This window comes from Yoonia sp. BS5-3 (genome assembly GCF_038069655.2).
GTDB lineage: Bacteria > Pseudomonadota > Alphaproteobacteria > Rhodobacterales > Rhodobacteraceae > Yoonia > Yoonia phaeophyticola.
The window spans coordinates 2,314,345-2,336,401 of record NZ_CP150951.2 but is presented as its reverse complement, the minus strand read 5'-3'; the positions used below and the strand labels follow the sequence as shown (position 1 = coordinate 2,336,401).

Annotated in this window: 25 protein-coding genes; 6 read left to right on the top strand and 19 right to left on the bottom strand. The window is 57.8% G+C overall.

Annotation, left to right across the window (positions count from 1 at the left end):
- Positions 1-26 precede the first annotated feature (26 nt).
- Genes AABB29_RS11780 through AABB29_RS11770 form a run of 3 tightly spaced genes read right to left on the bottom strand, consistent with a single transcriptional unit; the run spans position 27 to position 1,581 of the window.
- Positions 27-443 (bottom strand): GFA family protein, encoded by a 417-nt coding sequence (locus AABB29_RS11780; protein ID WP_341366725.1) that lies wholly within the window; start codon positions 441-443, stop codon positions 27-29.
- Positions 443-1,054, bottom strand: a complete 612-nt coding sequence (locus AABB29_RS11775; protein ID WP_341366726.1) for an NADH-quinone oxidoreductase subunit C — start codon at positions 1,052-1,054, stop codon at positions 443-445. The genes AABB29_RS11780 and AABB29_RS11775 overlap by 1 nt, the downstream gene beginning before the upstream one ends.
- On the bottom strand, positions 1,051-1,581 hold the full coding sequence (locus tag AABB29_RS11770) for an NADH-quinone oxidoreductase subunit B family protein (RefSeq protein WP_373636521.1): 531 nt from the start codon (positions 1,579-1,581) through the stop codon (positions 1,051-1,053). Before AABB29_RS11770 ends, AABB29_RS11775 begins: the two co-directional genes overlap by 4 nt.
- Before the next feature lie 192 nt (positions 1,582-1,773).
- Here AABB29_RS11770 and AABB29_RS11765 point away from each other — a divergent pair, with 192 nt between their 5' ends.
- A complete protein-coding gene (locus AABB29_RS11765) occupies positions 1,774-2,190 on the top strand; it encodes a hypothetical protein (protein WP_341366727.1) in 417 nt (138 codons plus the stop codon).
- 96 nt (positions 2,191-2,286) lie between these two features.
- Here the strand turns inward: AABB29_RS11765 and AABB29_RS11760 are convergent, their stop codons facing one another.
- The 15 genes from AABB29_RS11760 to AABB29_RS11690 all read right to left on the bottom strand — a co-directional run bounded on the left by AABB29_RS11760 (position 2,287) and on the right by AABB29_RS11690 (position 15,942).
- Complete coding sequence (locus tag AABB29_RS11760; protein WP_341366728.1) at positions 2,287-2,652, bottom strand: NADH-quinone oxidoreductase subunit A; 366 nt, start codon at positions 2,650-2,652, stop codon at positions 2,287-2,289.
- 110 nt (positions 2,653-2,762) lie between these two features.
- The gene (locus AABB29_RS11755; RefSeq protein ID WP_341366729.1) at positions 2,763-3,704 is read right to left on the bottom strand and encodes a hypothetical protein; all 942 of its coding nucleotides are present in this window, start codon (positions 3,702-3,704) and stop codon (positions 2,763-2,765) included.
- Between the two features lie 68 nt (positions 3,705-3,772).
- Complete coding sequence (locus tag AABB29_RS11750) at positions 3,773-4,555, bottom strand: crotonase/enoyl-CoA hydratase family protein (RefSeq protein WP_341366730.1); 783 nt, start codon at positions 4,553-4,555, stop codon at positions 3,773-3,775.
- Entirely contained in the window at positions 4,552-5,412 is an 861-nt protein-coding gene (locus tag AABB29_RS11745; protein ID WP_341366731.1) for a hydroxymethylglutaryl-CoA lyase, read from the bottom strand. Before AABB29_RS11745 ends, AABB29_RS11750 begins: the two co-directional genes overlap by 4 nt.
- A 57-nt stretch (positions 5,413-5,469) precedes the next feature.
- Complete coding sequence (locus tag AABB29_RS11740; protein ID WP_341366732.1) at positions 5,470-6,120, bottom strand: glutathione S-transferase; 651 nt, start codon at positions 6,118-6,120, stop codon at positions 5,470-5,472.
- On the bottom strand, positions 6,117-8,027 hold the full coding sequence (locus AABB29_RS11735) for a biotin carboxylase N-terminal domain-containing protein (protein ID WP_341366733.1): 1,911 nt from the start codon (positions 8,025-8,027) through the stop codon (positions 6,117-6,119). The genes AABB29_RS11740 and AABB29_RS11735 overlap by 4 nt, the downstream gene beginning before the upstream one ends.
- Positions 8,017-8,457: a hypothetical protein gene (locus AABB29_RS11730; protein ID WP_341366734.1), complete on the bottom strand. Its 441-nt coding sequence runs from the start codon at positions 8,455-8,457 to the stop codon at positions 8,017-8,019. The genes AABB29_RS11735 and AABB29_RS11730 overlap by 11 nt, the downstream gene beginning before the upstream one ends.
- Entirely contained in the window at positions 8,448-9,122 is a 675-nt protein-coding gene (locus tag AABB29_RS11725) for a hypothetical protein (RefSeq protein ID WP_341366735.1), read from the bottom strand. Before AABB29_RS11725 ends, AABB29_RS11730 begins: the two co-directional genes overlap by 10 nt.
- 64 nt (positions 9,123-9,186) lie before the next feature.
- Positions 9,187-10,749 (bottom strand): carboxyl transferase domain-containing protein, encoded by a 1,563-nt coding sequence (locus AABB29_RS11720; protein ID WP_341366736.1) that lies wholly within the window; start codon positions 10,747-10,749, stop codon positions 9,187-9,189.
- Positions 10,746-11,237 carry a lysozyme inhibitor LprI family protein gene (locus tag AABB29_RS11715; RefSeq protein WP_341366737.1) on the bottom strand — a complete coding sequence of 164 codons (492 nt, stop codon included), beginning with the start codon at positions 11,235-11,237 and terminating at the stop codon, positions 10,746-10,748. The genes AABB29_RS11720 and AABB29_RS11715 overlap by 4 nt, the downstream gene beginning before the upstream one ends.
- Entirely contained in the window at positions 11,234-11,527 is a 294-nt protein-coding gene (locus AABB29_RS11710; protein ID WP_341366738.1) for a hypothetical protein, read from the bottom strand. The genes AABB29_RS11715 and AABB29_RS11710 overlap by 4 nt, the downstream gene beginning before the upstream one ends.
- Positions 11,524-12,096 carry a hypothetical protein gene (locus AABB29_RS11705; protein WP_373636520.1) on the bottom strand — a complete coding sequence of 191 codons (573 nt, stop codon included), beginning with the start codon at positions 12,094-12,096 and terminating at the stop codon, positions 11,524-11,526. Before AABB29_RS11705 ends, AABB29_RS11710 begins: the two co-directional genes overlap by 4 nt.
- Positions 12,093-13,256 carry an isovaleryl-CoA dehydrogenase gene (locus AABB29_RS11700; RefSeq protein WP_341366740.1) on the bottom strand — a complete coding sequence of 388 codons (1,164 nt, stop codon included), beginning with the start codon at positions 13,254-13,256 and terminating at the stop codon, positions 12,093-12,095. The genes AABB29_RS11705 and AABB29_RS11700 overlap by 4 nt, the downstream gene beginning before the upstream one ends.
- Positions 13,257-13,992: 736 nt before the next feature.
- Positions 13,993-15,201, bottom strand: coding sequence for a DegT/DnrJ/EryC1/StrS family aminotransferase (locus tag AABB29_RS11695; RefSeq protein WP_373636519.1), 1,209 nt, complete (start codon positions 15,199-15,201; stop codon positions 13,993-13,995).
- Positions 15,202-15,279: 78 nt separating this feature from the next.
- Positions 15,280-15,942 carry an HAD-IA family hydrolase gene (locus AABB29_RS11690; RefSeq protein ID WP_341366741.1) on the bottom strand — a complete coding sequence of 221 codons (663 nt, stop codon included), beginning with the start codon at positions 15,940-15,942 and terminating at the stop codon, positions 15,280-15,282.
- A gap of 127 nt (positions 15,943-16,069) precedes the next feature.
- On the opposite strand from AABB29_RS11690, the gene glmU reads away from it, so the two are divergent.
- Genes glmU through AABB29_RS11670 form a run of 4 tightly spaced genes read left to right on the top strand, consistent with a single transcriptional unit; the run spans position 16,070 to position 20,478 of the window.
- Positions 16,070-17,416 (top strand): bifunctional UDP-N-acetylglucosamine diphosphorylase/glucosamine-1-phosphate N-acetyltransferase GlmU, encoded by a 1,347-nt coding sequence (gene glmU, locus AABB29_RS11685; RefSeq protein WP_341366742.1) that lies wholly within the window; start codon positions 16,070-16,072, stop codon positions 17,414-17,416.
- A gap of 1 nt (position 17,417) precedes the next feature.
- Positions 17,418-19,241 carry a glutamine--fructose-6-phosphate transaminase (isomerizing) gene (gene glmS, locus AABB29_RS11680; protein ID WP_341366743.1) on the top strand — a complete coding sequence of 608 codons (1,824 nt, stop codon included), beginning with the start codon at positions 17,418-17,420 and terminating at the stop codon, positions 19,239-19,241.
- Positions 19,238-19,798 (top strand): GNAT family protein, encoded by a 561-nt coding sequence (locus tag AABB29_RS11675; protein WP_341366744.1) that lies wholly within the window; start codon positions 19,238-19,240, stop codon positions 19,796-19,798. Before glmS ends, AABB29_RS11675 begins: the two co-directional genes overlap by 4 nt.
- Positions 19,795-20,478, top strand: coding sequence for a DNA alkylation repair protein (locus AABB29_RS11670; RefSeq protein ID WP_341366745.1), 684 nt, complete (start codon positions 19,795-19,797; stop codon positions 20,476-20,478). The genes AABB29_RS11675 and AABB29_RS11670 overlap by 4 nt, the downstream gene beginning before the upstream one ends.
- 8 nt (positions 20,479-20,486) lie before the next feature.
- Here AABB29_RS11670 and AABB29_RS11665 read toward each other — a convergent pair whose 3' ends face one another.
- Positions 20,487-20,960 carry a D-galactarate dehydratase gene (locus tag AABB29_RS11665; RefSeq protein WP_341366746.1) on the bottom strand — a complete coding sequence of 158 codons (474 nt, stop codon included), beginning with the start codon at positions 20,958-20,960 and terminating at the stop codon, positions 20,487-20,489.
- Between the two features lie 85 nt (positions 20,961-21,045).
- Here AABB29_RS11665 and moaA point away from each other — a divergent pair, with 85 nt between their 5' ends.
- Entirely contained in the window at positions 21,046-22,050 is a 1,005-nt protein-coding gene (gene moaA / locus AABB29_RS11660; RefSeq protein WP_341366747.1) for a GTP 3',8-cyclase MoaA, read from the top strand.
- Positions 22,051-22,057 lie beyond the last annotated feature (7 nt).

The following is a 22,057-nucleotide window of genomic DNA, read 5'->3' as shown; positions in this document are numbered from 1 at the left end:
CGGATCCAAAACCAATACATGGTTCATCAGCCTTCGGGCGCATATTTCGCCATGACCTCGGCCTCGGTCATCAATTCCGTTTCATTGGCCAACGCATAGCAGCCGGGCTTGCGGTCAATGAAAATCTGGCTGGTCAGTGTGAATTGGGACGGATCGTCAAAGCAATGGATCGAGACGCTTTGATGGCTGCCATCCTGCGTTTGCCAAACCAATGAGGACCCGCAAGTTTTACAAAAAATGCGCTCGCCCCATTCAGACGCTTTGTAAGATCCTATGGGGGCGCCTTCGTCAAACTGAACGCTGTCAGCGCAATAGACGTTGATAAACATCCCGCCAGTCCAAGCATTACATTGGCCGCAATGACAAACACCCGCATCAAACGATGTAGGGGTGGCGGTAAAGCCGCAAGCACCGCACATGCATTTGCCGCGCAGCGCCGCCATCAGCCCGCCTTCTCGTCTTTCTTTTCATCCCCCGGCAGGATGTATTCTGCGCCCTCCCAAGGGGACATGAAATCGAACTGGCGGTATTCCTGCACCAGCTTCACCGGTTCATAGACAACGCGCTTTTGCACATCGTCATAGCGGACCTCTGTATAGCCGGTGGTCGGGAAATCCTTGCGTAGCGGAAAGCCCCGGAAGCCATAATCGGTCAGGATGCGGCGCAGATCGGGATGGCCAGAAAACAGGATCCCGAACATATCAAACACTTCGCGCTCAAACCAATTGGCAGATGGATGCACCGCAATGATCGAAGGCATCATATCCTCTTCGCGGATTTGCACGCGCAGGCGGATGCGGTGGTTTTGGTACATGCTCAGGAAATGATACACGACATCAAAACGCTTGGCGCGGGTCGGGTAATCAACGGCCGTGATATCCACCAAGGTTGAAAAGCGGCAGGACTGATCGGTTTTCAAAAACTCAACAAAGCTGACCAGCGATGACGGCGCGACCGTGACAGTCAACTCATCATTGGCCACTTCCCAAGACAGCACACAATCCGTGCGCTTGAGTTCCAGATGTGCGCCGAGTTCGTTCAATGCTTCGGTCATCTGACAATCGTCCCCGTCCGGCGGATTTTGCGTTGCAGCTGCAAGATACCGTAAAGCAGCGCCTCAGCGGTCGGCGGGCAGCCCGGCACATAGACATCGACCGGCACAATACGGTCACAACCACGCACGACAGAGTAGCTATAGTGATAATAACCGCCACCATTGGCGCAAGACCCCATGGAAATCACATAGCGCGGCTCTGGCATCTGATCGTAGACCTTGCGCAAAGCCGGGGCCATTTTGTTAGTCAAGGTACCCGCGACAATCATCAGATCCGACTGGCGGGGGGATGCGCGGGGGGCGGTGCCAAAACGCTCAAGATCATAGCGCGGCATCGAGGTATGCATCATCTCGACCGCGCAGCAGGCCAAACCAAAGGTCATCCAATGCAGACTGCCGGTACGGGCCCAATTGATGATATCGGCGGTGCTGGTGACAAGAAAACCCTTGTCCTGCAGTTCTGAATTGATCAGCTGCGCGCCGTGCTCTTTATCGGCCCCAACCGAAGTCCCGGTCATCACGCCCATGGTGGCTCCCTTTTGCTGGCAGAGTAGCTGCCGGTGGCTTGCTTTAGCATGTAGCTCTCTGGGCAGGCCGCGTCAACGCGCGCGGGGTGGGTGCGAAGTAAGATCGCAGCAATCTTTGTATCAAACAGGACAACGGTGATCACCGGGCTTTGCTACGATGATTCTAATAGCAATTTATTAAGGAGAATTTCGATGAAAACCGGCCAAGCCCAAGCAGCGACCAACCGAATGGTTGAAGTTCCAATCCCGCAGGCCAACACGGCACGTCAACGCAACGGATTGATTGGCGGATTGCGGTTTATGATGAACGAAGGGGCACGGCGCTTGCCGAACCCCATCACCATGGGCGAACGGACGATAAATAGAATAGCGCAGATCGGGTCCAGCATCAGCAATGCATTGGGAAATATCACTGCGCGCTTCAGCCCATCGCAATCAACACAGCCGACAACCGACCAGCATGGGCGGGACAGCTATCATGAGCCCTTTTTTGAAGAGACGGTCTTTGTAGATGACGAGACGTCCAGTACGGGCGCAGAAAGCGCCGACAGCATGCAGACCAACGCGGGTGGCTACCTTGAAAGCTGGTCAGATCCGGGTCGGGACTAGGGCCCGCGCGAATCTTTTCCGTGCATTCCCCTAGATCAATTGGAACAGCGTGTCGCCGCTTCAACTCACGATAGCGGCGTCAGGCGCGACAGGTGGTCACTCCCACTCCAGCGCGCCTTTTTTCCACTCATAGGCAAAGCCGATGGTCAGGATGGCCAGAAACAGCATCATCGACCAAAACGCCGTCAGGCTGATATCAGCAAAGGCCACGGCCCAGGGGAACAAGAATGCGACCTCAAGATCAAAGATGATGAATAGGATCGCGACCAGATAAAAGCGGACGTCGAATTTCATCCGGGCATCATCAAATGCATTAAAGCCGCATTCATAGGCTGATACTTTCTCGGGATCGGGGTTGCGCACTGCAACAATGGCAGCGGCAAGAATCAGGATCAGCCCCAACGCGATAGCAAGGCCCAGAAAAATCATGATCGGCAGATATTCGGCAAGCATTTCCTGCAAAGCGAAGCCCTTTCCCAACGACGTGCTAAATGAAAGCTGTGATCTGCATAGCCAAGGCCCCCGCGATGGTCAACTCGGCGGGGATGCGGCGCTTTGTAAAATTGCAGGTTTTATTTGGCGCGTTTGACGGCAGGATCACGCGGCGACAACACCGCAGCTGCCACCGACAGGAAGGACACACCATGGGCCAAGCCATTGGCACGCGCGGGCTCTGACAGGATCGTGTCGGCGATCTCGGTCATATTGTCCGCCTGCTGATCAGCCAGCCAGAACATCAGATGCATACCCAATGTGAAATCGCCGGGCATTTCGGACACGGTCACACGGCAACCATGCGGGGTTTGCGTGAATGTCTGCGAGGTCGCAGCGACACTGCCATCGCCCAAAACCAGCATCACCTGATGGCTGTTTTCATCCGAATGCAACACACGGGCCGCAACACGGGCCACAAAAGGTTGGTCAGGCGCTTCGGGGTCTGCCACTTGGGGTGCCACAATTGCGACATCAAACAGGCCGTCCGAATCTGCTGGTCCGCACAAAATACGGCCGCGGCGGGTCTCAGGCTGCAACGCAAATTGGCGATGTGCTACACCGACCGAGCATGCAATATCCATACGGCCGCCCACACGCAGGCGCAAAGCAGGGCCCGCATAGGTCAACGCAGTCAGGACCGCGCGCACAGCCCACATAATCGCACCAGCGCCAAGCACGGCGAAAGTGACCAGCATTGCATAGGCCGCACTCGCGTTCTCGGCAGGGAACATACCCGCCAGCGTTTTGATCCAAGATACTGAAATCACGAGTAAAGATAGGGATACTGACAGGCTCAGTGTCTCTAGTGTGACATTCGGAAACAGGCTGACATGACCAACGACCAAAAGCGCAATGGCAATCGCGCCAATCATCGCTCTGTTTGGCGAAATCATCATCGGATCCATCAGGGCCGTCAGCAGCAAAACACAGACCGGCATAGCAACGGCCAACACCACAAGACGGCGCAAACGCGTCACGCGGTAAATGATCTGTTCCGGGGTCGGCCACTCAAATTGCATATCGGTCTCCTAACAAAGACCTTAAGAACCGGTGAATCCGTCCGAATTGAGACCGAAATCTGACAATCTCACTGTGACGTAAGGTCCCAAGCCGGTTTCCGCCGATCAAAAAAGGCCGAAATACCCTCTTCGGCCTCTTCGCTGTGCCATTGGGCAATCAGCGCATCGACCGAGTTTGCGATCACAGCCTCATCAATGACAGGGCCCAGCGACCGGGCAAAAGCTTTGGCGGCAGCCACAGCCCCCGGGGCGCAGGCCAGGTAGGGGGCAACCTCTGCCGCGACGGCGCTGTCCAGCTCACCCGCGGGCACAGCGCGCGCGGCGATCCCCAACCGCACGGCCTCACCCGCATCAAAAATACGGCCCGACATAAAGACCTGACGCGCGCGGGCCTCACCCATGCGGGCCAATACATAGGGGCCAATCGTGGCGGGGATCAGCCCCAGCTTGGTTTCTGTCAGCCCGAATTTCACATGATCGGCGGCGATAACCATATCGCAGATACAGGCCATCCCGACCCCGCCGCCCAGCGCATTGCCATGAATGCGCCCGATAACGGGCTGGGGCAGCGTGTTCAGACGATGCAACATGCGGGCGATCGATTGGGCGGCTGCCGTTTTCATTGCTGCATCACCAGCCATTTGCGCGCGCATCCAGGCCAGATCTCCGCCTGCGCAAAATGAAGGGCCCTGCCCGGTCAGCACAACCACACGAATGTCGCCGCGCTGCGCAATATCATCCCCCGCCGCCTGCAGCGCATCAATAAGCGCCTGAGACAAGGCGTTATGTTTTTCGGGACGGGCCAGCGCAAGGGTGGCAACACCACGTTCGTCAACATTCAGATCAATCATCGCATTCCTTTCGCCAATTCGACGGCCTCCGCAATCACGTCGCGGTCAACGCCGGTTTGATAACCGTGGGTCGCCAACATCGCCAAAACAGCCTCAGTCGCGACATTCCCCGGCGCACCGGGCGCATAGGGACAGCCCCCCAACCCGCCCACAGCCGTATCAAATTCGCGCAGACCTAGCTCCAAAGCCACCGCAATATTGGCCAATGCCTGTCCGCCAGTGTCATGAAAATGTCCGGCAAGCTGGGTCACCGGCACTTCCTGTGCCACTTTTGAGATCATCGCAGCGACAGTTTCGGGCGTGCCCTGGCCAATCGTATCACCCAAGGACAAAGGCATCGGGGCGATGGCGCGCAGCGTGCGGGCGACCTGCGCGACAGCAGCCGGATCAACAGGCCCCTCAAACGGGCAATCCGTCACGCAGGAAATATAGGCGCGCAAGGGGACACCCGCTGCCTCAGCGGCACGGACAACCGGCGTCAAATTCTCAATCGATTGGGCAATCGTGCAATTCAGATTACTTTGTGAAAACGTCTCAGAAGCAGAAACAAACACCGCCACCTGGTAAGGCACATCCGGCTGGCGCGCGGCCTCAAAGGCCACCCAGCCCCGCATATTCGGCACCAAAACGCTATAGCGCAAACCCTGCACCACCGGCAGCTTTGGCAATAACTGATCGGTATCGGCCATCTGCGGCACCCATTTCGGGCTCACAAAGCTGCCGACCTCAATCTCAGACAGACCCGACCCGGCAAGCAGCTCAATCAGGGCCAGCTTGTGCTCCAGCCGGATCACACCCACCTCGTTTTGCAAGCCGTCACGGGGGCCAACCTCATTCAACCGCACAAATTCCTGCATATCATTTTGCCCCAAATACTTCTGGGGAGGCCCGCCAAGGCCGGGGGAAGCGCCCCTTCATGGCGTGGGCTCCCACGGCGGATAAAAGTCCTGCGCATAAAGCCCCGACCCATCCGGCAAGGCGCGCTGATAAGCAGGACGTTCCTGCAAACGCTCAAACCAGGCGGCAAGCCGGGGGAATTCATCCAGATGTACAAAATGCGCCGCCATATAGACCGCCTGTCCCACGCCAATGTCCGCTGCGGAAAATCGGCTTAGCAAATAGCCGCCCTGCAAAGCGTCATCGACGCAGCGCAGGGTTTTGGCCAAACGGGCGGCCTCTAGCCGCATCACAATGGGTGAACGCATGTGATCTTCATACAGCGCGATGTGCTGCTGGGTCAGCGCAGCAACATGCTGGCTGATGGTCTCGGCAAAATGGATCCAGTTTACCCATGCGGGCCATTCAGGATCGCTTTGATCCCGCCCCAGACCCTTGGCGGGAAAACGGGCGCAAAGATATTCCGCGATCGCGCCGCTTTCAGTCAGCACGATGTCGTCGACTTCCAGGGTTGGAACGCGGCCTGCAGGGTTCAGCGAACGATACGGCTCTTCGCGCAGTGTTTTGTCGAACGGGTAGACCTGCAGCTCAAATGGCACATCCAGCTCATAAAGCAGCCACAAGCTGCGCATTGAGCGGGTCTGCGGACAATGATGAAGCCGGATCACGACAGGGGCTCCAAGGCGACCATCAAAGCGCCAGCCGCAACCTGATCTCCAGCAGAAACCGCAACCGATATCACTTTGCCATCACGCGGCGCGGGCAAAACATGCTCCATCTTCATGGCCTCCAAAACAGCCAGCCGGTCCCCAGCCGCCACATGCTGTCCCGGGGTGGCCACCATCTCGGTAACAAGGCCAGGCATCGGGGCCAGCACCGTATCACCTGCCGCCGCAGTGGTCGCGCGGTCCAGCGGATCGATTAATGTGAACGCAATAGGCTCGGCACCAAAAACGGTGACGCAATCGGCATGGCGAATGGCAGGCATACCCCAATGCGCGCCGAACCGGGTCAATGACACCGTTTCTTCGTCCAGAATAACGTCAACTTGATCGGGGCTATGCACCACCAGGCGGGGATGATAGGTCCTGTCCGCCCAAGCGAGTGCGATCACAGTTTGCAAAGGGTCCCACAGGCTGAACCCTGTCAAAACGTCCCGAGGCAGCGCAGCAGCGGTGACAGCAGCAATGGCGATCTCTGACAGCGTCGGGATCAAGGCCGCTGTCAGATCTTCACCCGCCCGCGCAATCAAACCGGTATCCACATCACCGGCGACAAAATCGTGATGACGGGCGAGCCGGCGCAAGAACCCTAAATTGGTTACAGCACCTGCAACATGGGTCTGCTGCAAAGCGGATGATAACGCGCGGCAGCATGACGCCCGGTCGGCGGCATGCACTGTCAGCTTGGCAATCATCGGATCATACCAGGGCGAAATCTCGGAACCGGCTGTCACACCGCTATCGATGCGTGCATCATCGGGGAATGCCAAATGATTGATGACGCCCGTCGCAGGCAGGAAACCGGCAGGGACATCTTCGGCGTAAAGTCGGGCTTCCATCGCGTGCCCGGAAAGGGTCAGATCCTCCTGCGCAGCAGGCAAAGCCTCACCTGCTGCAACACGCAGCTGCCATGCAACCAAGTCAATTCCGGTGACGGCTTCGGTCACCGGATGCTCGACCTGAAGCCGGGTGTTCATTTCCATGAACCAAAACCCATCCGGGCGTAGGGGGCCCGAGCCATCAACGATGAATTCAACCGTGCCCGCACCGGCATAACCAATCGCTTTGGCCGCCGTGACAGCTGCCTGCCCCATGGCTGCGCGCATTTCATCAGTCATGCCCGGCGCCGGCGCTTCTTCAATCACCTTTTGGTGGCGGCGCTGTAACGAACAATCACGTTCGAACAAGTGTATCGCATCCGCGCCATCCCCGAAAATTTGCATCTCGATATGCCGTGGCGCCGCGACATATTTCTCAATCAAGACATCCGCGTTCCCGAAAGCGCTCTGTGCTTCAGCTTGCGCGGAGGCCAAATTTTCTAGAAAATTTGGTGCAACCTCGACCAAACGCATCCCCTTGCCGCCACCGCCTGCCACCGCCTTGATCAACACCGGGTAACCGATCTCAGCCGCTTTTTTAGCTAAAAAAGCGGCGTCCTGCGTCCGGCCATGATACCCCGGAACAACTGGTACACCAGCCTCAACCATCAGCGCTTTGGCTGCGTCCTTCAAACCCATCGCACGGATCGCCTGCGCCGACGGGCCAATAAAAACCAGCCCTGCCGCCTCAACGGCGTCAACAAAATCCGGGTTCTCAGACAGAAAGCCATAGCCCGGATGGATCGCCTGCGCGCCGGCCTCCAACGCCGCCTGAATAATCAACTCGCCACGCAAATAGCTGTCCACCACCGGTGCCGGACCCAGCCGCACAGCCTCATCCGCCTGCCGGACATGAAGCGCATCCTTGTCCGCATCTGAATAGACAGCCACCGTCTGCACGCCCATCTGGCGGGCGGTCTTGATAACCCGGCAAGCAATCTCGCCTCTATTGGCGATCAGGATTTTAGTGAACATTGCGCGCCCTCACAGGAAATTCCTTCAGGATATCATCCAGATCGCACCTTAACTTTGATAAATCGTCGGCACCCACATCGAAGGAAATCGTCTCTTGTTCTTTCGCCCCACTCGACCAAATACGGGCGGACACAGCGGTCTTATCCGTGTCTGCGTTCTTGGTCAGCACAAGCTCAAAATAGGGTTCCATCGGCACAAGCTTCGCCATCGGTGCGCCAGCGATCATCGCGCTGAGTTCCTCATGAAACTGATGCAATTCATCGGTCCGTAAACATGGGTCCCGGTTGATGCCCAAGGTTTTCCCAGCACGGATGTCAACAACCAACCAATTCCCGTCCCAGTAGTCAGCGGCATCAGGGAATTGGTAACCCAATACTGCAACGGTCACCGGATCAATCTGCAAACCCAGTTGTGCCCGCCCTACCACCATGATGTCGACGTCCGGTCGGTCAGGTGATCCGTCACAAACGCAGGAAGCGGCCAGTCGTCTTTCGTCATTCCGGTTGTCGACACCTTCGCCCCGCTGCGGGTTGCATGCTTGTGCAGATCATCATGCAGGGTGATCTCCAAGCCGGCCAATGCCGCATCGACCTTGCTTTGGGTCTCTATGATCTGGCTTTCCATTTTCTCCGCATCGCTTTTGCCCCGCAAAAACCGCGGGATCGGCAAGGCAGTCCACACAACTTTACCGGCTGAGCTGGCGACCAACAAAACAACGTATGCCGCAAACACGCCGATGGCCTCAGGAATGGAGCCGGCCGCGAGTCCCCAATCCAACCAACCAGACCCACCTTCACGGCCCTTCGCGTTCGCCTGTCGTGCTTGCTCAAACTCGTGCGAAAAGCTCTCCCGAAACTGCCGGGCGAAGGCACCACGCGCAAAGTCACTGCGCCCCGCCCAGACCTTTAACCGTGGCCGAACGAACATACCGCTGCGCGACCGTTCCACGAATTGCTCAAAATCGAAGATGAAGAAATAATCTTCCGGATCGGGGCTGTTGTGGATCACATAGACCGGGATATCGACGGTCTTGCCCAGGGTGGGCATTTTTACGGACGGGATGTTATCCCAAATACGATCCTTCAATCCACGCATCAAAGCCCCCCGCATTTTGCTGGAGTACATACGGCATCTGTACGCATTCTGTACGCCATCTGCATCACATCCGGAACACGCCAAAGCGTGTCTCCTCAATCGGGGCGTTACAGGCCGCCGACAATGACAGCGCCAGCACCTCGCGGCTTTTGCGCGGGTCGATGATGCCGTCATCCCAAAGCCGCGCGCTGGCATAAAGCGGATGCGATTGTTCTTCGAACATATCAATCGTGGGCTGCTTAAAGGCCGCCTCTTCGGCCTCAGACCAAGCGCTACCGCCCCGTTCAATTGCGTCGCGTTTCACCGTCGCCAGCACACCGGCCGCCTGCTGCCCCCCCATCACGCTGATACGAGACGTGGGCCAGGACCACATGAAATGCGGGCTATACGCCCTACCGGACATACCGTAATTGCCGGCCCCAAAAGACCCGCCAACGACCATGGTGATCTTGGGCACCTTCGTTGTGGCAACGGCAGTGACCATCTTGGCACCATGCCGCGCAATGCCTTCGTTTTCGTATTTTTGACCAACCATGAAGCCGGTGATATTCTGCAGGAAAATCAAAGGAATATTTCGCTGGCTACACAGCTGCACAAAATGCGCACCCTTCTGCGCGCTTTCCGAAAACAGCACGCCGTTATTGGCCACAATCCCGCAGGGCCAGCCATCAATATGGGCAAACCCGCAAACCAGCGTTTCGCCAAATCGGGCTTTGAATTCATCAAAGCGCGAACCATCGACAATGCGGCGGATCACCTCGCGGATGTCATAGGGCGTACGCAGATCAGCGGGGACCACATCGAACATCGTGTCCGGGTCAAGTTTGGGGGCTCCAGACGTTAACCGATTGACATGAAATGTTTTATCCGAAGCACATGACGCCACTGCTTGACGCGCAAGCGCCAGCGCATGGGCGTCATCTTCGGCCAGATAATCGGCAACGCCGGACAAGCGCGTATGCACATCACCGCCACCTAAATCCTCGGCAGAGACAACCTCTCCGGTCGCTGCTTTCACCAAGGGCGGACCTGCCAGAAAGATCGTACCCTGCTCTTTGACGATGATCGACACATCGGCCATGGCAGGCACATAAGCGCCACCTGCGGTGCAAGAGCCCATGACAACAGCGATCTGCGGAATGCCCTTCGCGGACATCTGAGCTTGATTATAGAAGATGCGGCCAAAGTGGTCGCGATCGGGAAAAACTTCATCCTGGTTAGGCAGGTTCGCCCCGCCGCTATCGACCAGATAGACACAAGGCAGATGGCAGGCCTCAGCGATCTCTTGCGCGCGCAAATGCTTTTTGACGGTCATCGGATAATAGGTGCCACCCTTCACGGTGGCATCATTACAAACGACCATGACCTGCACCCCATTCACAAGGCCCACCCCGGCGATCACGCCCGCACAAGGGGCCGCACCATCATACATGCCATGGGCGGCGGTCGCCCCAACCTCCAGGAAGGGAGACCCCGGATCAAGCAGCCCGGCTACGCGGTCGCGCGGCAGCATTTTACCTCGGGAAAGATGGCGGGCACGGGATTTTTCACCGCCGCCAGCAGCCGCATCGCGGGCAACGGCCTGAACAGCGGCCAGCGCCGCCTCATGTGCGTCACGGTCACTCAATATGGGGCCTCCAAATGGCTGTGCAGCTCAAGCACCCGGTCTGCAGTCATGTCCAGCATGCAGCCCGTTGAGACTAAAGAGCGCATCGTTCCTTCCTGAAAAATCGCCCAGTTGAATGCGCAATCGGCATCACGAAAGGCGATCCAGGCACGCTGTGCATCGCGCAGCGCCTCAACCCGGGACCGACCGGCATTCGTGTCATCCGCATCAAGCGCGCCCATATCAGCGCGTAAATCCCCATAGACGGTGTTCAGCAGCTCATCCCAAATAGCCGTTTCGGACGACACGCACGAGGCCATGCCAACGGTCGTATAGCCGCCCTCCGATCGCTCCATGCACATTTCAGCGGCAGCGCCGATGCAGCCGGGTGGGTTCAGGTTGCCTGCTGTTGCGTCAAAACAGGCCAGCACCGCATCGCGGTCAACCGGATACTCTTGCGCCAAGGCGGGTGTGGCGAGTGCCATCAGGGTCAGGGAAAGGCGGATCATGCTTGGGGACCTTCCGGTTCGGGTAATGCGGCGCCGCGCGGCCCGACAAAATAGGTGGTGATCAAGCCGCTTTGATGAGTGCAACTGATCACCATGCGAATAGCCTTGTCGGGATGCGGCGCGGCGGCGCAATCGGTTGCCTCAGCCCCCTCTGGCGCACTGGCCATATAAGCGGCGGCGTAGTGGTTGATGATTTCGGTTTCGCTGGGGATTTGACCAGCGCGCAGACCCAAATAAGCCGCAAAGGCAGCAAGAGCCGCTATAGGAAGAAAAAGGGCATTACGCATCATTCGTCTAACGCCTCAAGTTCCAATGTTCGCGCCTTTATCTGATACACTATGCGACTTTGAAAGGATGCCTCCCGCAGGTGGCACAACGCTTCTTCTTCGACACCGAAGGACTCAAACAGCCTTATTTCGGCGGCTGTCGGGCAAAGATCCGCGGCTGTTCCGCTCAATACCTCTTGAGATCGCTCAAGCTGCAACATGAGCGAACGTGCAAGCAAGCTCTCTTTGCCTCGCGCTGCAGCTTCGACTCTCGAGATCGGAAAACCAGATGCAACATCCTGCGTTCTCATCCTTAGTTTTTCAATGACACCAGCGACGCATGTATCGGGTTCATCAAGAACCAAGCAAATCTCCACAGAGATCGAAACGCAGTCTGTTTCGATTTGTCCCGCAAAATCACTGGGATCGAACGGGGCGCAGCTTTGCGTCAGACGACAACTCAGATTTTCATATTTGGCGACGGCTTGTTGCTCATAGGCAGGACCGACGCACCTACTGTAGTATTCCAACGCCATGTCCTGCGCTGCAAGCCGGACAGGTAACAGCACCCACAATAAGACAAGCCACTTCATCCCATCGCCCCCATCATCTCGCGCCCGATCAGCATCCGGCGGATCTCGGACGTCCCGGCCCCGATCTCCATCAGTTTCGCGTCGCGGAACAGCCGCGCGACGGGCGCGTCGTTCAGGAACCCTGCCCCGCCCAGCGCCTGCACCGCCTGATGGGCCTGTTTCATCGCTTCTTCGGACGCATAAAGACAGCAGGCCGCCGCATCTTGCCGCGTCACGGTGCCCCGGTCGCAGGCCCGTGCGACCTCATAGACATAGGCCCGGGCTGAATTCATCGCCGTATACATATCCGCGATCTTGCCCTGCATCAGTTGGAAATTCCCGATGGGTGCTCCGAACTGTTTGCGGGTGCTGAGATAGGGCATGACCTCATCCAGACAGGCGGCCATGATCCCTAGCCCGATCCCCGCCAGCACAACCCGTTCATAGTCGAGGCCCGACATCAGGACGCGGACGCCTTTGCCCTCTTCACCCAGTACGTTTTCAAACGGGACCTGCACATCATCAAAGATCAGTTCGGCTGTGTTCGACCCGCGCATCCCCAGCTTGTCGAAATGAGGGGATGTGCTGAAACCCGTCATCTCTTTTTCGATCAGAAAGGCGGTGATCCCCTTTGATCCTGCGTCGGGGTCAGTCTTGGCATAAACCACCAACGTATCCGCATCCGGTCCGTTGGTGATCCAATATTTATTGCCGTTCAAGCGGTAGTGATCATTGCGCTTTTCGGCGCGCAGCGACATTGAGACCACGTCTGACCCCGCCCCCGCTTCGGACATGGCCAAGGCACCGACGTGGTCGCCCGAAATCAGGCGCGGCAGGTATTTCGCCTTTTGGTCGTCATTGCCGTTCAACTTGATCTGGTTCACGCAAAGATTGGAATGCGCGCCGTAGGACAAGGAGACCGAGGCGCTCGCGCGGGCGATTTCTTCGATGGCAACCGTATGTGCAAGATAGGACATGCCTGCCCCGCCGTATTGCTCATCGACCGTGACGCCCAGCAGGCCGAGTGCGCCCATTTCGGGCCAAAGTGCTGCCGGAAAGGCGTTGTCGTGATCGATTTGCGCCGCCATCGGCTTGACCCGCTCCTGCGCCCAGGCGTGCACCATATCGCGCAACGCGTTCACATCCTCGCCCAGATCAAATGTCATTGAGCCATGGAACATGGCGTCCTCCCATTAATTGAACGCTTGTTCATTTGTAATCATGGCGAGTGCGTACTGTCTAGTGTTTTTGGTTGATCATAGGGTCGTTTGTGGATTTGGTTTGACGAAGCCAGGCTGATAGAAGCGGCGACCTTCATATGGGACTGCATTTCACCGCATCGGAGAACGAGCCTCTTAGCGGCAGGATTGCACCCGATGTCACGGATGCTGCAAAGTGCAATAGTGTTTGCTGTGCGAAAATCAGATTAACGAGGCCATTCACCTACCGAGTCCACAATTCGTTCGATTTCAACTTCGGAAAGCCTTCTGTGCTCTTCCGCATAGTCGTTTTTCCTCTGTACGAACCTCAGAGCAGCGTACCGAGTACCCCCTCTTTGAAATATCCCCGCGACACGATCCCGATAAAACTGATCCCAAAATGGCTTGGACTGCAACTTGAGCTTCTTTATTTCGCCGTCATCCGTATAGCCAAAGTGATCCCTGAGAACTTTGCTAATCACTTCACCCTGTACTTTTAGTGAGTCTGCTCGCTCAACAAAATCGAGCGGAGTTTCTCCGCCAATGGGTCTAATGGTTGTCATGGTAGAACACTACCACAGCAATGTTTTCCTAGAAAGTAGTCGTTGAGGCGGCACTACCAAACGGTAGCCAAGTCCCGATCCCTGCCTTTGATTTGTACCACCATTAAACACGCCTGATCCTCAAGACCAAATACACAACCCTCGCCGCGCCAACCTCAAGCCGTCGCGGCCATCATTCCTTGGTAGACGATAGAAACCTCGTCACGAATGATCCGCGCGATCAAGGCGCAGTCCTCCAGAGAAAATGTCAGTGGCAGCCGCATATCGACGATCCCCGCCAGCACCCGGTCGGATGCGGGCATGGGTTCAGATGGCGCATACCGCCAGCTGTCGTAGCGCGACGTAAAGCCCGCAGGCTCGGCCCGGCCGAACCATTTCAGCTCAACCCCCCGTGCAGAACACCGGTTCATCAGCGTCTCGGTGGCCTCTGCCCCCCAGTCAAGCAGCAGGAACTGGAAGGATGATGCGACGAACTGTTCTTTCGCAGGCCGATTGGGCAGGGTCAGTCCGGGCACATCTGACAACTGGTCCTCAAGCACTTGGTACCGTTCGTTCCATCTGGTCGCTTGGGTCGCCAAATCCCGCAGTTGCGGCCGCAGGATCGCCGCCCGCAGGTTGTCCATCCGCCCCGAGATATTCGGCGTTTCATATTTGATCTGTGCAAAGGTTTCAGGCGGCGGCGCGGCCCGGTGTTTTTCGAACAGCATGTAGCTGCCAGAGAGCATGATCGCGCGGGCCATGTCTTCGGCCCCGTCACAGATCAGCAGGCCGCCTTCGCCGGAATTGATGTGTTTATAGGTCTGCGTGGAATAGCAGCCGAACCGCCCCCAGCGCCCCGACGGCACACCGTCCCAAGCAGCCCCCATCGTATGTGCGCAATCCTCGATCACGGTCACGCCCGCGTTGTTACACATGGCCATTAGCCGGTCCATATCGCAGATGTGCCCGCGCATATGGCTGAGCAGCAGGACCTTGGATTGATCCAGCTTGGCGGCCAGATCATCCAGATCGATTACCAAATCCTCGGTCACGCCCACATAGATCGGCAAGCCGCCTACAGCCGCAATCGCACCGGGCACAGGGGCCAGCGTGAAGGCGTTTGTCAGAACCTTATCGCCATGCTGCACCCCACTTGCCCGCAAAGCGGTCGTCATCGCGTAGCCACCAGAGGCCACGGCAAGGCAGTATTTCGCACCGGTGTAGGCCGCGAATTCCTCTTCCAGCAGCGCCGTTTCAGCGATCTCGCCATCCACGGTGTTGTAGCGGTGCAACCGGCCGTGCTGCATGACCGCATTCGCCGCAGCTATCGCGTCTGCGGGAATCGGTTCTTGTTGGGTGAAACTGCCGATGAAATTCTCTGTCATGGTCGGAGTGTCCTGCATTCAGATAGCGCAGGTCAATATCATCGGCGTCATGGAATGCCGCTGGTGCGACATGACCCTTCAGCCAATCAACCGCGCCACGACGTCCGGCAATTCTGCAAAGCTGTCGATGGTCGCTTCGGGGTCCAGTTTCAGCACGTCGTCCCGCCCCGGCCCGAATGTCACCAGAACAGACGGCACCCCGGCGTTGCGTGATGTATTGCGGTCGGTGGCCGTGTCCCCCACCAAAAGCGAGCGTTTGGGATCACCACCTGCGCGCCTGACGGCCTCAAAATGATGTTCCGGATCAGGTTTGCGCACCGGCAGCGTATCGGCCCCGATAAGCGATGCAAACGCATCCCGCACGCCAAGGCTTTGCATCAACGTCTCTGCCAGACCTTCGGGCTTGTTGGTGGCAATGCCCACTGCGTAACCGTCGGTTTTCAGCTTTTCGACCGCCTCCATCGCACCGGGATATAACACGGTATGTGTATCGATATCGGTAGCATAAGCCGCCAGCAGGATCGGATATTGCGCATCAACATCCGCCTCACCGAACCCTTCGATGCGCGAAAACCCCAGGTTCAGCATCGCACGCCCACCGCGTAGGGCGGTCGCAGCATCCGCCGCCGGGTCCAGCAAATCGCCCAGGCCAAGCCCCCGAAAACAGGTATTGGCCGCAGCGATCAGATCGCCACTGGTATCGGCAAGGGTGCCATCAAGGTCAAAAATAACTGTGCGCATGGACGATCTTTGTAAGTTGTTAACCAACTCCTCTGTAACGCCCTGTAAACTGATGTGAAGCCCCCAACCCTTGTGATAATCAAAAAGCGCAGTAGAAGTCAGGGCAACAAAAACGATTGAGGCGGCAATGGCGATTGCATTGATTATTCTGGGCGCTGGCATGGGCACACGGATGAATTCGGACATGCCCAAAGTGCTGCACCCGATTGCGGGTGCGCCAATGTTGATCCATGCGATGAAATCGGGCAGCGCTTTGGCACCGGAACAAACCGTTATTGTCGCGGGCCACAGTGCCGAGGCCGTACAAAAGGCCGCGCTCGCCTATGATCCCGCGGCGATCACCGCCATGCAATCCGAACAATTGGGAACCGCCCATGCCGTGGCCCAGGCCCGCGCCGCCTTGACGGATTTCAACGGTGATGCGCTGGTTCTTTATGGCGACACGCCTTTTATCAGCCCCGAAACCCTTGCTGCGATGACCGCCGCCCGTAAAACGCATGATCTTGTCGTGCTTGGCTTTCATGCGGCCCATCCGGGCCGCTATGGCCGGTTAATTATGGAAAATGATCAGCTGGACCGGATCGTCGAATTCAAAGACGCATCAGAGGCCGAGCGTGCCGTAACGCTATGCAACAGCGGTGTTATTGCCGCCGACGCCCAAACGCTGTTTGATCTGATTGACGCGGTTGATAACGACAATGCCGCGGGCGAATACTATCTGACCGATGTCATCAGCATTGGGCGCAGCCGCGGCCTGTCAGCCACCGTTGTCACCTGTGATGAGGCGGAAACGCTCGGCGTCAATTCACGCGCGGAACTGGCCCAGGCCGAGCAGCTGTTTCAGGCCAAAGCCCGCGCTGCTGCGCAAAGCGACGGGGTCACACTGACCGCCCCCGAGACTGTCTTTTTCGCCCATGACACTGTGATCGGACGCGATACGCTGATCGAGCCGAATGTGGTCTTTGGCCCCGGCGTGACCGTCGAATCCGGGACAACCATCCGCGCCTTTTCGCATTTGGAAGGCTGCCATGTCTCGCGCGGCGCGGTGGTCGGCCCCTATGCGCGGCTGCGTCCGGGGGCGGAATTGGCGGAGGACGTGAAAATTGGCAATTTCGTTGAAATCAAGAACGCGCAGATCGATGAGGGCGCCAAGGTCAACCATCTGACCTATATCGGCGATGCACAGATCGGGGCGCGCAGCAATATCGGCGCGGGCACAATCACCTGCAATTATGATGGCGTCTTCAAACATAAGACAACGATCGGGACAGATGCGTTTATCGGCTCAAACACGATGCTGGTCGCACCTGTCACCGTGGGCGATCAGGCCATGACCGGCAGCGGATCAGTCATCACACGCGATGTACCCGCAGGTGATCTGGCTGTGGCCCGCGCCCGGCAAGAAAACAAATCCGGTTTCGCCACGCGGCTTTTCGAAAAGCTGCGGGCCAAGAAAAAAGCAAAAGGGTCCTGATATGTGCGGTATTGTTGGTGTTCTGGGCAATCACGAAGCCGCCCCGATCCTTGTCGAAGCGCTTAAGCGACTGGAATATCGCGGCTATGACAGCGCCGGGATCGCGACGGTCAATCATGATCGGCTGGATCGGCGGCGGGCTGTTGGCAAGCTCGTCAACCTGTCAGATTTGCTGGTCCATGAACCGCTGGCGGGCAAATCGGGCATCGGGCATACCCGGTGGGCTACGCATGGCGCGCCGAATGTGGGCAACGCGCATCCGCATCAATCTGGCGGCGTTGCGGTCGTTCATAACGGGATTATCGAAAATTTCCGGGAACTGCGCACGTTTCTGACCGAAAACGGCATCAGCTTCCAGACCGACACGGATACCGAAACCATCGCCCTGCTAGCCCAGCATTACCGCAACCAAGGGCTTAGCCCGCGCGATGCGGCCGAACAGACGATTGCCCGGCTTGAAGGGGCCTATGCGCTGTGCTTCCTGTTTGACGGCGAGGATGATCTGCTGATTGCCGCGCGCAAAGGATCGCCCCTGGCCATTGGCCATGGCGAAGGCGAAATGTTCGTCGGCTCTGATGCCATCGCCCTGGCCCCGATGACCGACAAGATCACCTATCTGGAAGAGGGCGACTGGGCCATCGTCACCCGCAATTCCGTCGAGATCCGCGACCGCGAAGGTAACATCGCCAACCGCGCGCTCAAGACAATCCAGATCGACACCGCGCAGGTGGACAAGGCCGGCTACAAACACTTCATGGCAAAGGAAATCGCCGAACAGCCGACCGTGTTGCAAGGCGCGCTGGCCCATTACATCAACGCAGACGGCACCGCCGTCACCCTGCCGGAGCCAGGCATCGACTTTACCCAGATTGAACGGCTGACGCTCGTGGCCTGCGGTACCGCCTACTACGCTTGCATGGTGGCTAAATACTGGTTTGAGCAGATCGCCCGCCTGCCCGTCGAAATCGATGTCGCATCCGAATTTCGGTATCGCGAGCCGCCGGTGACGCCCGGCACTGTCGCGCTTTTCGTCAGCCAATCAGGCGAGACGGCAGATACGCTGGCCGCACTGCGTTACATGGAAGGCAAGGCCGACAAAATCCTGTCGGTCGTCAACGTGCCCGAAAGCTCAATCGCGCGCGAAAGCGATTTGGCGCTGCCCATCCTTGCAGGAACCGAGATCGGCGTCGCCTCAACCAAGGCCTTTACCTGCCAGCTGACCACATTGGCGATCCTGGCGCTGAAAGCCGCCCAGGCGCGCGGCCATATGGATGAGGACGCGCTGGCTGAAAAGCTTGCCGGGCTACGGGCCCTGCCTGGGATCATGAACCTCGCGCTGCAAATCGAAAGCCGGACAGATCAGCTGGCCACCAAACTGGCTGAAGCGCGCGATATCCTGTTTTTGGGACGCGGCGCGATGTATCCACTGGCCCATGAAGGGGCGCTGAAGCTGAAAGAAATCAGCTATATCCATGCCGAGGCCTATGCGTCTGGAGAGCTGAAACATGGTCCCATCGCCTTGGTTGACAAACATGTGCCCGTCATCGTCATGGCCCCGCGCGACGCGCTATTCGACAAGACAATTTCCAACATGCAAGAGGTCATGGCGCGCGGCGGCAAGGTTCTATTGATCACCGATGCCGAAGGCGCGAAAGAGGCAGGCGAAGGCGTCTGGGAAACTATTCTGATGCCGGAAATTGACCCGTTCCTTGCACCTATCCTCTATGCGCTGCCCGCGCAGCTGCTTGCCTATCACACGGCGGTGGCCAAGGGCACAGATGTGGACCAACCGCGCAACCTGGCCAAATCGGTGACCGTCGAATGACCTGGCCCGCCCCGGTCACGCTTGAAAATGCATTTGTCAGGTTAGAGCCGCTACAACCCGACCATGCACCTGCGTTGACCGCAGCCGCTGCGACCCTGGGCGATCTTTGGTACACATCCATACCCCAAGATGTCCCCGCTGAGATTGAAAGCCGCATCGCGCGGCCGAATATGCAGCCATTTGCCGTGCTTGGCCCTGATGGCGCACCTATCGGGATGACCACCTATCTCAATACCGATCCCCATAACAAACGGGTCGAAATTGGCGCCACATGGCTTGCGAAAACGGCGCAAGGCACAAAGGTAAATACTGCGATGAAGCTGCTGATGCTGACCCATGCGTTTGAGGCTTTGGGCTGCAACGTGGTTGAACTGCGCACCCACCGTTTGAACCGTCAGTCACGTGCCGCGATTGAGCGTCTGGGCGCACAGCTGGACGGTATTTTACGCAATCACATGATCATGCCCAACGGGACACTGCGCGATACGGCTGTCTATTCGATCATCGGGGCCGAATGGCCCGCAATCAAAGCCCATTTACAGGCGAAATTAACATGACCCCAAAACAGGCAACTGCCCTGCTGCGCGCCGCCGGTGATCCTGCCAAGGCCGCCGAAATGCACCGCTATCACAAGGTTGACCGCCCCTATCTGGGCCTCGCCAATCCGCAAATCGACGCTTTTGTCAAAGAATGGCGCGCCGCGATTGATCTTGAAACGCGCCTGGCCCTGTCCAAGGGACTGTGGAAAGGCAATATTCACGAAGGGCGTGTGGCCGCCGCAAAACTGCTGACACAGGCTCGTATCCGCCCGGATGACCAGGGCGCTTGGGACCTAATCACATCATGGGTGCCTGAATTTGATGCCTGGGCCATAGCCGATCATGCCAGCATTGCAGGGCAAAAAAGGTTGGTGGCCGACCCCTCACGCCTTGATGAGGTTGAGACCTGGACCACATCCGATCACATGTGGACCCGGCGCGCGGCCTTGGTCATGACCCTGCCTTGGACCAAGCAAAACAACCCCAAACCCGCCGAGATCGCAGCCCGCGACCGCGTGCTTGGCTGGGCGGCATCTTATGTGAATGATCACGACTGGTTCATCCAGAAAGCCATCGCATGGTGGCTGCGCGAGCTGTCAAAACACGATGCCCCGCGCGTGCGCCAGTTCCTGGCGACGCATCAAAGCGCCATGAAACCTTTTGCCGTGCGCGAGGCGGGGCGCAAATTGGCGTCGTAGATCCGTTCCTATTGGGCGAAAACGGTCAGCTCTGGCAGGCTTGTCAGCGGCGCTTCGATCAGGCGCATGGCGGCCAAGCTGATCTGACTGCCTGATCCGGGCACACCGCCGGATGGGCGCAATTCGATATTGATGGTCTTGTCCTGATAGGTGATGCGCCCCGGTGTCAGCACGTCGACAAGCGGCGTTTCCAGCCAGATACCAGGCTCTGCAGGTGACCCAAGCGAGGCGATTGTCACGCCCAGTTCGGCGGCTTCGCTGTCATCGGACACTTCGGTCGCGGCGGCCCGATCCTCTTCGCTTGTGGTATCAAACTGATCCACCGTCGTTGCATTGCTTGGCGGCGGTGGCGGCGGTGTCGGATCTAAGGTTGGCGCTGGAATTGCGGCGGGTGCTTGTGGCGCCGTGCCAAAAATCCCTTGCATTGAGGGCGAGCTGCAACCGGCGAGGGCCGCGAAGGGGAGTACAAAAATCAATCTCATAAAGCGAACTTATGTCGCGCAAGCGTGACAGACAATGGTGAGCTTGCGACTTGCGCAGGGTTGCGCCGGTGCATAGTGTCTTTGCATGACACCGCCTTTGATAGACCCATTTGCCCGGATGATCGAATATCTGCGCGTTTCCGTGACGGATCGCTGCGATTTCCGCTGTGTCTATTGCATGGCCGAAAATATGACGTTTCTGCCCAAAAAAGAATTGCTGACGCTGGAAGAGCTGGATCGCATGTGTTCGGCCTTTATCCGTCTTGGCGTCAAAAAGCTGCGCATCACCGGCGGCGAGCCTTTGGTGCGGCGGGATATCATGACCTTCTTTCGTGGCATGACCCGCCATCTTGAGGATGGCAGCCTGACCGAACTGACGCTGACCTCAAACGGAAGCCAGCTTGAACGCTTTGCCGATGATCTTTTCGCGGCCGGTGTGCGGCGGATCAACATCTCGCTTGATACGCTGGATGACGCCAAATTTGCCCAAATCACCCGCTGGGGCCGCCTGCCCCAAGTGCTGCGCGGGATTGATACAGCCCAAAAGGCCGGGTTGCGCGTAAAGATAAATACCGTTGCGTTGCAGGGGTTTAACGAAGATGAGCTGTTCACCCTGACCGATTGGTGCGCCAGCCGTGATATAGATTTGACCTTTATTGAGGTCATGCCGATGGGCGATTTGGGCAATGAGGATCGGCTGGGGCAATATTGGTCGCTCAAAGACCTACGCGCCCAGCTGGCCCAGCAATATACCCTGACTGATCTGACCGAGCGGACCGGCGGACCGGCGCGTTATGTTCAGATTGCCCAAACCGGACAAAAGATCGGGTTTATCACACCGTTGAGCCATAATTTCTGCGAAAGCTGCAACCGGGTGCGGATTACCTGCACCGGCGAAATCTATACCTGTCTGGGCCAAGAGGGCCATTCAGATTTGCGGGGACCGCTGCGCGCCTCTGAGGCGGATGTTGATTTGGAAAATGCCATTCGGGCAGCCATCGCGCTGAAGCCCAAAGGGCATGATTTCGACTATTCTCGTCAGCAGGTCGATGGGCAGGTTAGCCGGCATATGTCCCATACGGGTGGCTAGACATAAC

What these genes read in the sequence shown, in the direction of transcription:
- AABB29_RS11730 (WP_341366734.1), bottom strand. Translation starts at nt 8,457, where the DNA reads ATGGTGGTAGGGCGGGCACAACTGGGTTTGCAGATTGATCCGGTGACC.
- AABB29_RS11725 (WP_341366735.1), bottom strand. Translation starts at nt 9,122, where the DNA reads ATGCGTGGATTGAAGGATCGTATTTGGGATAACATCCCGTCCGTAAAA.
- AABB29_RS11705 (WP_373636520.1), bottom strand. Translation starts at nt 12,096, where the DNA reads ATGAAGTGGCTTGTCTTATTGTGGGTGCTGTTACCTGTCCGGCTTGCA.
- AABB29_RS11755 (WP_341366729.1), bottom strand. Translation starts at nt 3,704, where the DNA reads ATGCAATTTGAGTGGCCGACCCCGGAACAGATCATTTACCGCGTGACG.
- glmU (WP_341366742.1), top strand. Translation starts at nt 16,070, where the DNA reads ATGGCGATTGCATTGATTATTCTGGGCGCTGGCATGGGCACACGGATG.
- AABB29_RS11745 (WP_341366731.1), bottom strand. Translation starts at nt 5,412, where the DNA reads ATGCAGGAATTTGTGCGGTTGAATGAGGTTGGCCCCCGTGACGGCTTG.
- AABB29_RS11690 (WP_341366741.1), bottom strand. Translation starts at nt 15,942, where the DNA reads ATGCGCACAGTTATTTTTGACCTTGATGGCACCCTTGCCGATACCAGT.
- AABB29_RS11735 (WP_341366733.1), bottom strand. Translation starts at nt 8,027, where the DNA reads ATGTTCACTAAAATCCTGATCGCCAATAGAGGCGAGATTGCTTGCCGG.
- AABB29_RS11775 (WP_341366726.1), bottom strand. Translation starts at nt 1,054, where the DNA reads ATGACCGAAGCATTGAACGAACTCGGCGCACATCTGGAACTCAAGCGC.
- AABB29_RS11765 (WP_341366727.1), top strand. Translation starts at nt 1,774, where the DNA reads ATGAAAACCGGCCAAGCCCAAGCAGCGACCAACCGAATGGTTGAAGTT.
- moaA (WP_341366747.1), top strand. Translation starts at nt 21,046, where the DNA reads ATGACACCGCCTTTGATAGACCCATTTGCCCGGATGATCGAATATCTG.
- AABB29_RS11675 (WP_341366744.1), top strand. Translation starts at nt 19,238, where the DNA reads ATGACCTGGCCCGCCCCGGTCACGCTTGAAAATGCATTTGTCAGGTTA.
- AABB29_RS11710 (WP_341366738.1), bottom strand. Translation starts at nt 11,527, where the DNA reads ATGATGCGTAATGCCCTTTTTCTTCCTATAGCGGCTCTTGCTGCCTTT.
- AABB29_RS11780 (WP_341366725.1), bottom strand. Translation starts at nt 443, where the DNA reads ATGGCGGCGCTGCGCGGCAAATGCATGTGCGGTGCTTGCGGCTTTACC.
- AABB29_RS11770 (WP_373636521.1), bottom strand. Translation starts at nt 1,581, where the DNA reads ATGGGCGTGATGACCGGGACTTCGGTTGGGGCCGATAAAGAGCACGGC.
- AABB29_RS11715 (WP_341366737.1), bottom strand. Translation starts at nt 11,237, where the DNA reads ATGATCCGCCTTTCCCTGACCCTGATGGCACTCGCCACACCCGCCTTG.
- AABB29_RS11670 (WP_341366745.1), top strand. Translation starts at nt 19,795, where the DNA reads ATGACCCCAAAACAGGCAACTGCCCTGCTGCGCGCCGCCGGTGATCCT.
- AABB29_RS11695 (WP_373636519.1), bottom strand. Translation starts at nt 15,201, where the DNA reads ATGACAGAGAATTTCATCGGCAGTTTCACCCAACAAGAACCGATTCCC.
- AABB29_RS11750 (WP_341366730.1), bottom strand. Translation starts at nt 4,555, where the DNA reads ATGATTGATCTGAATGTTGACGAACGTGGTGTTGCCACCCTTGCGCTG.
- AABB29_RS11700 (WP_341366740.1), bottom strand. Translation starts at nt 13,256, where the DNA reads ATGTTCCATGGCTCAATGACATTTGATCTGGGCGAGGATGTGAACGCG.
- glmS (WP_341366743.1), top strand. Translation starts at nt 17,418, where the DNA reads ATGTGCGGTATTGTTGGTGTTCTGGGCAATCACGAAGCCGCCCCGATC.
- AABB29_RS11665 (WP_341366746.1), bottom strand. Translation starts at nt 20,960, where the DNA reads ATGAGATTGATTTTTGTACTCCCCTTCGCGGCCCTCGCCGGTTGCAGC.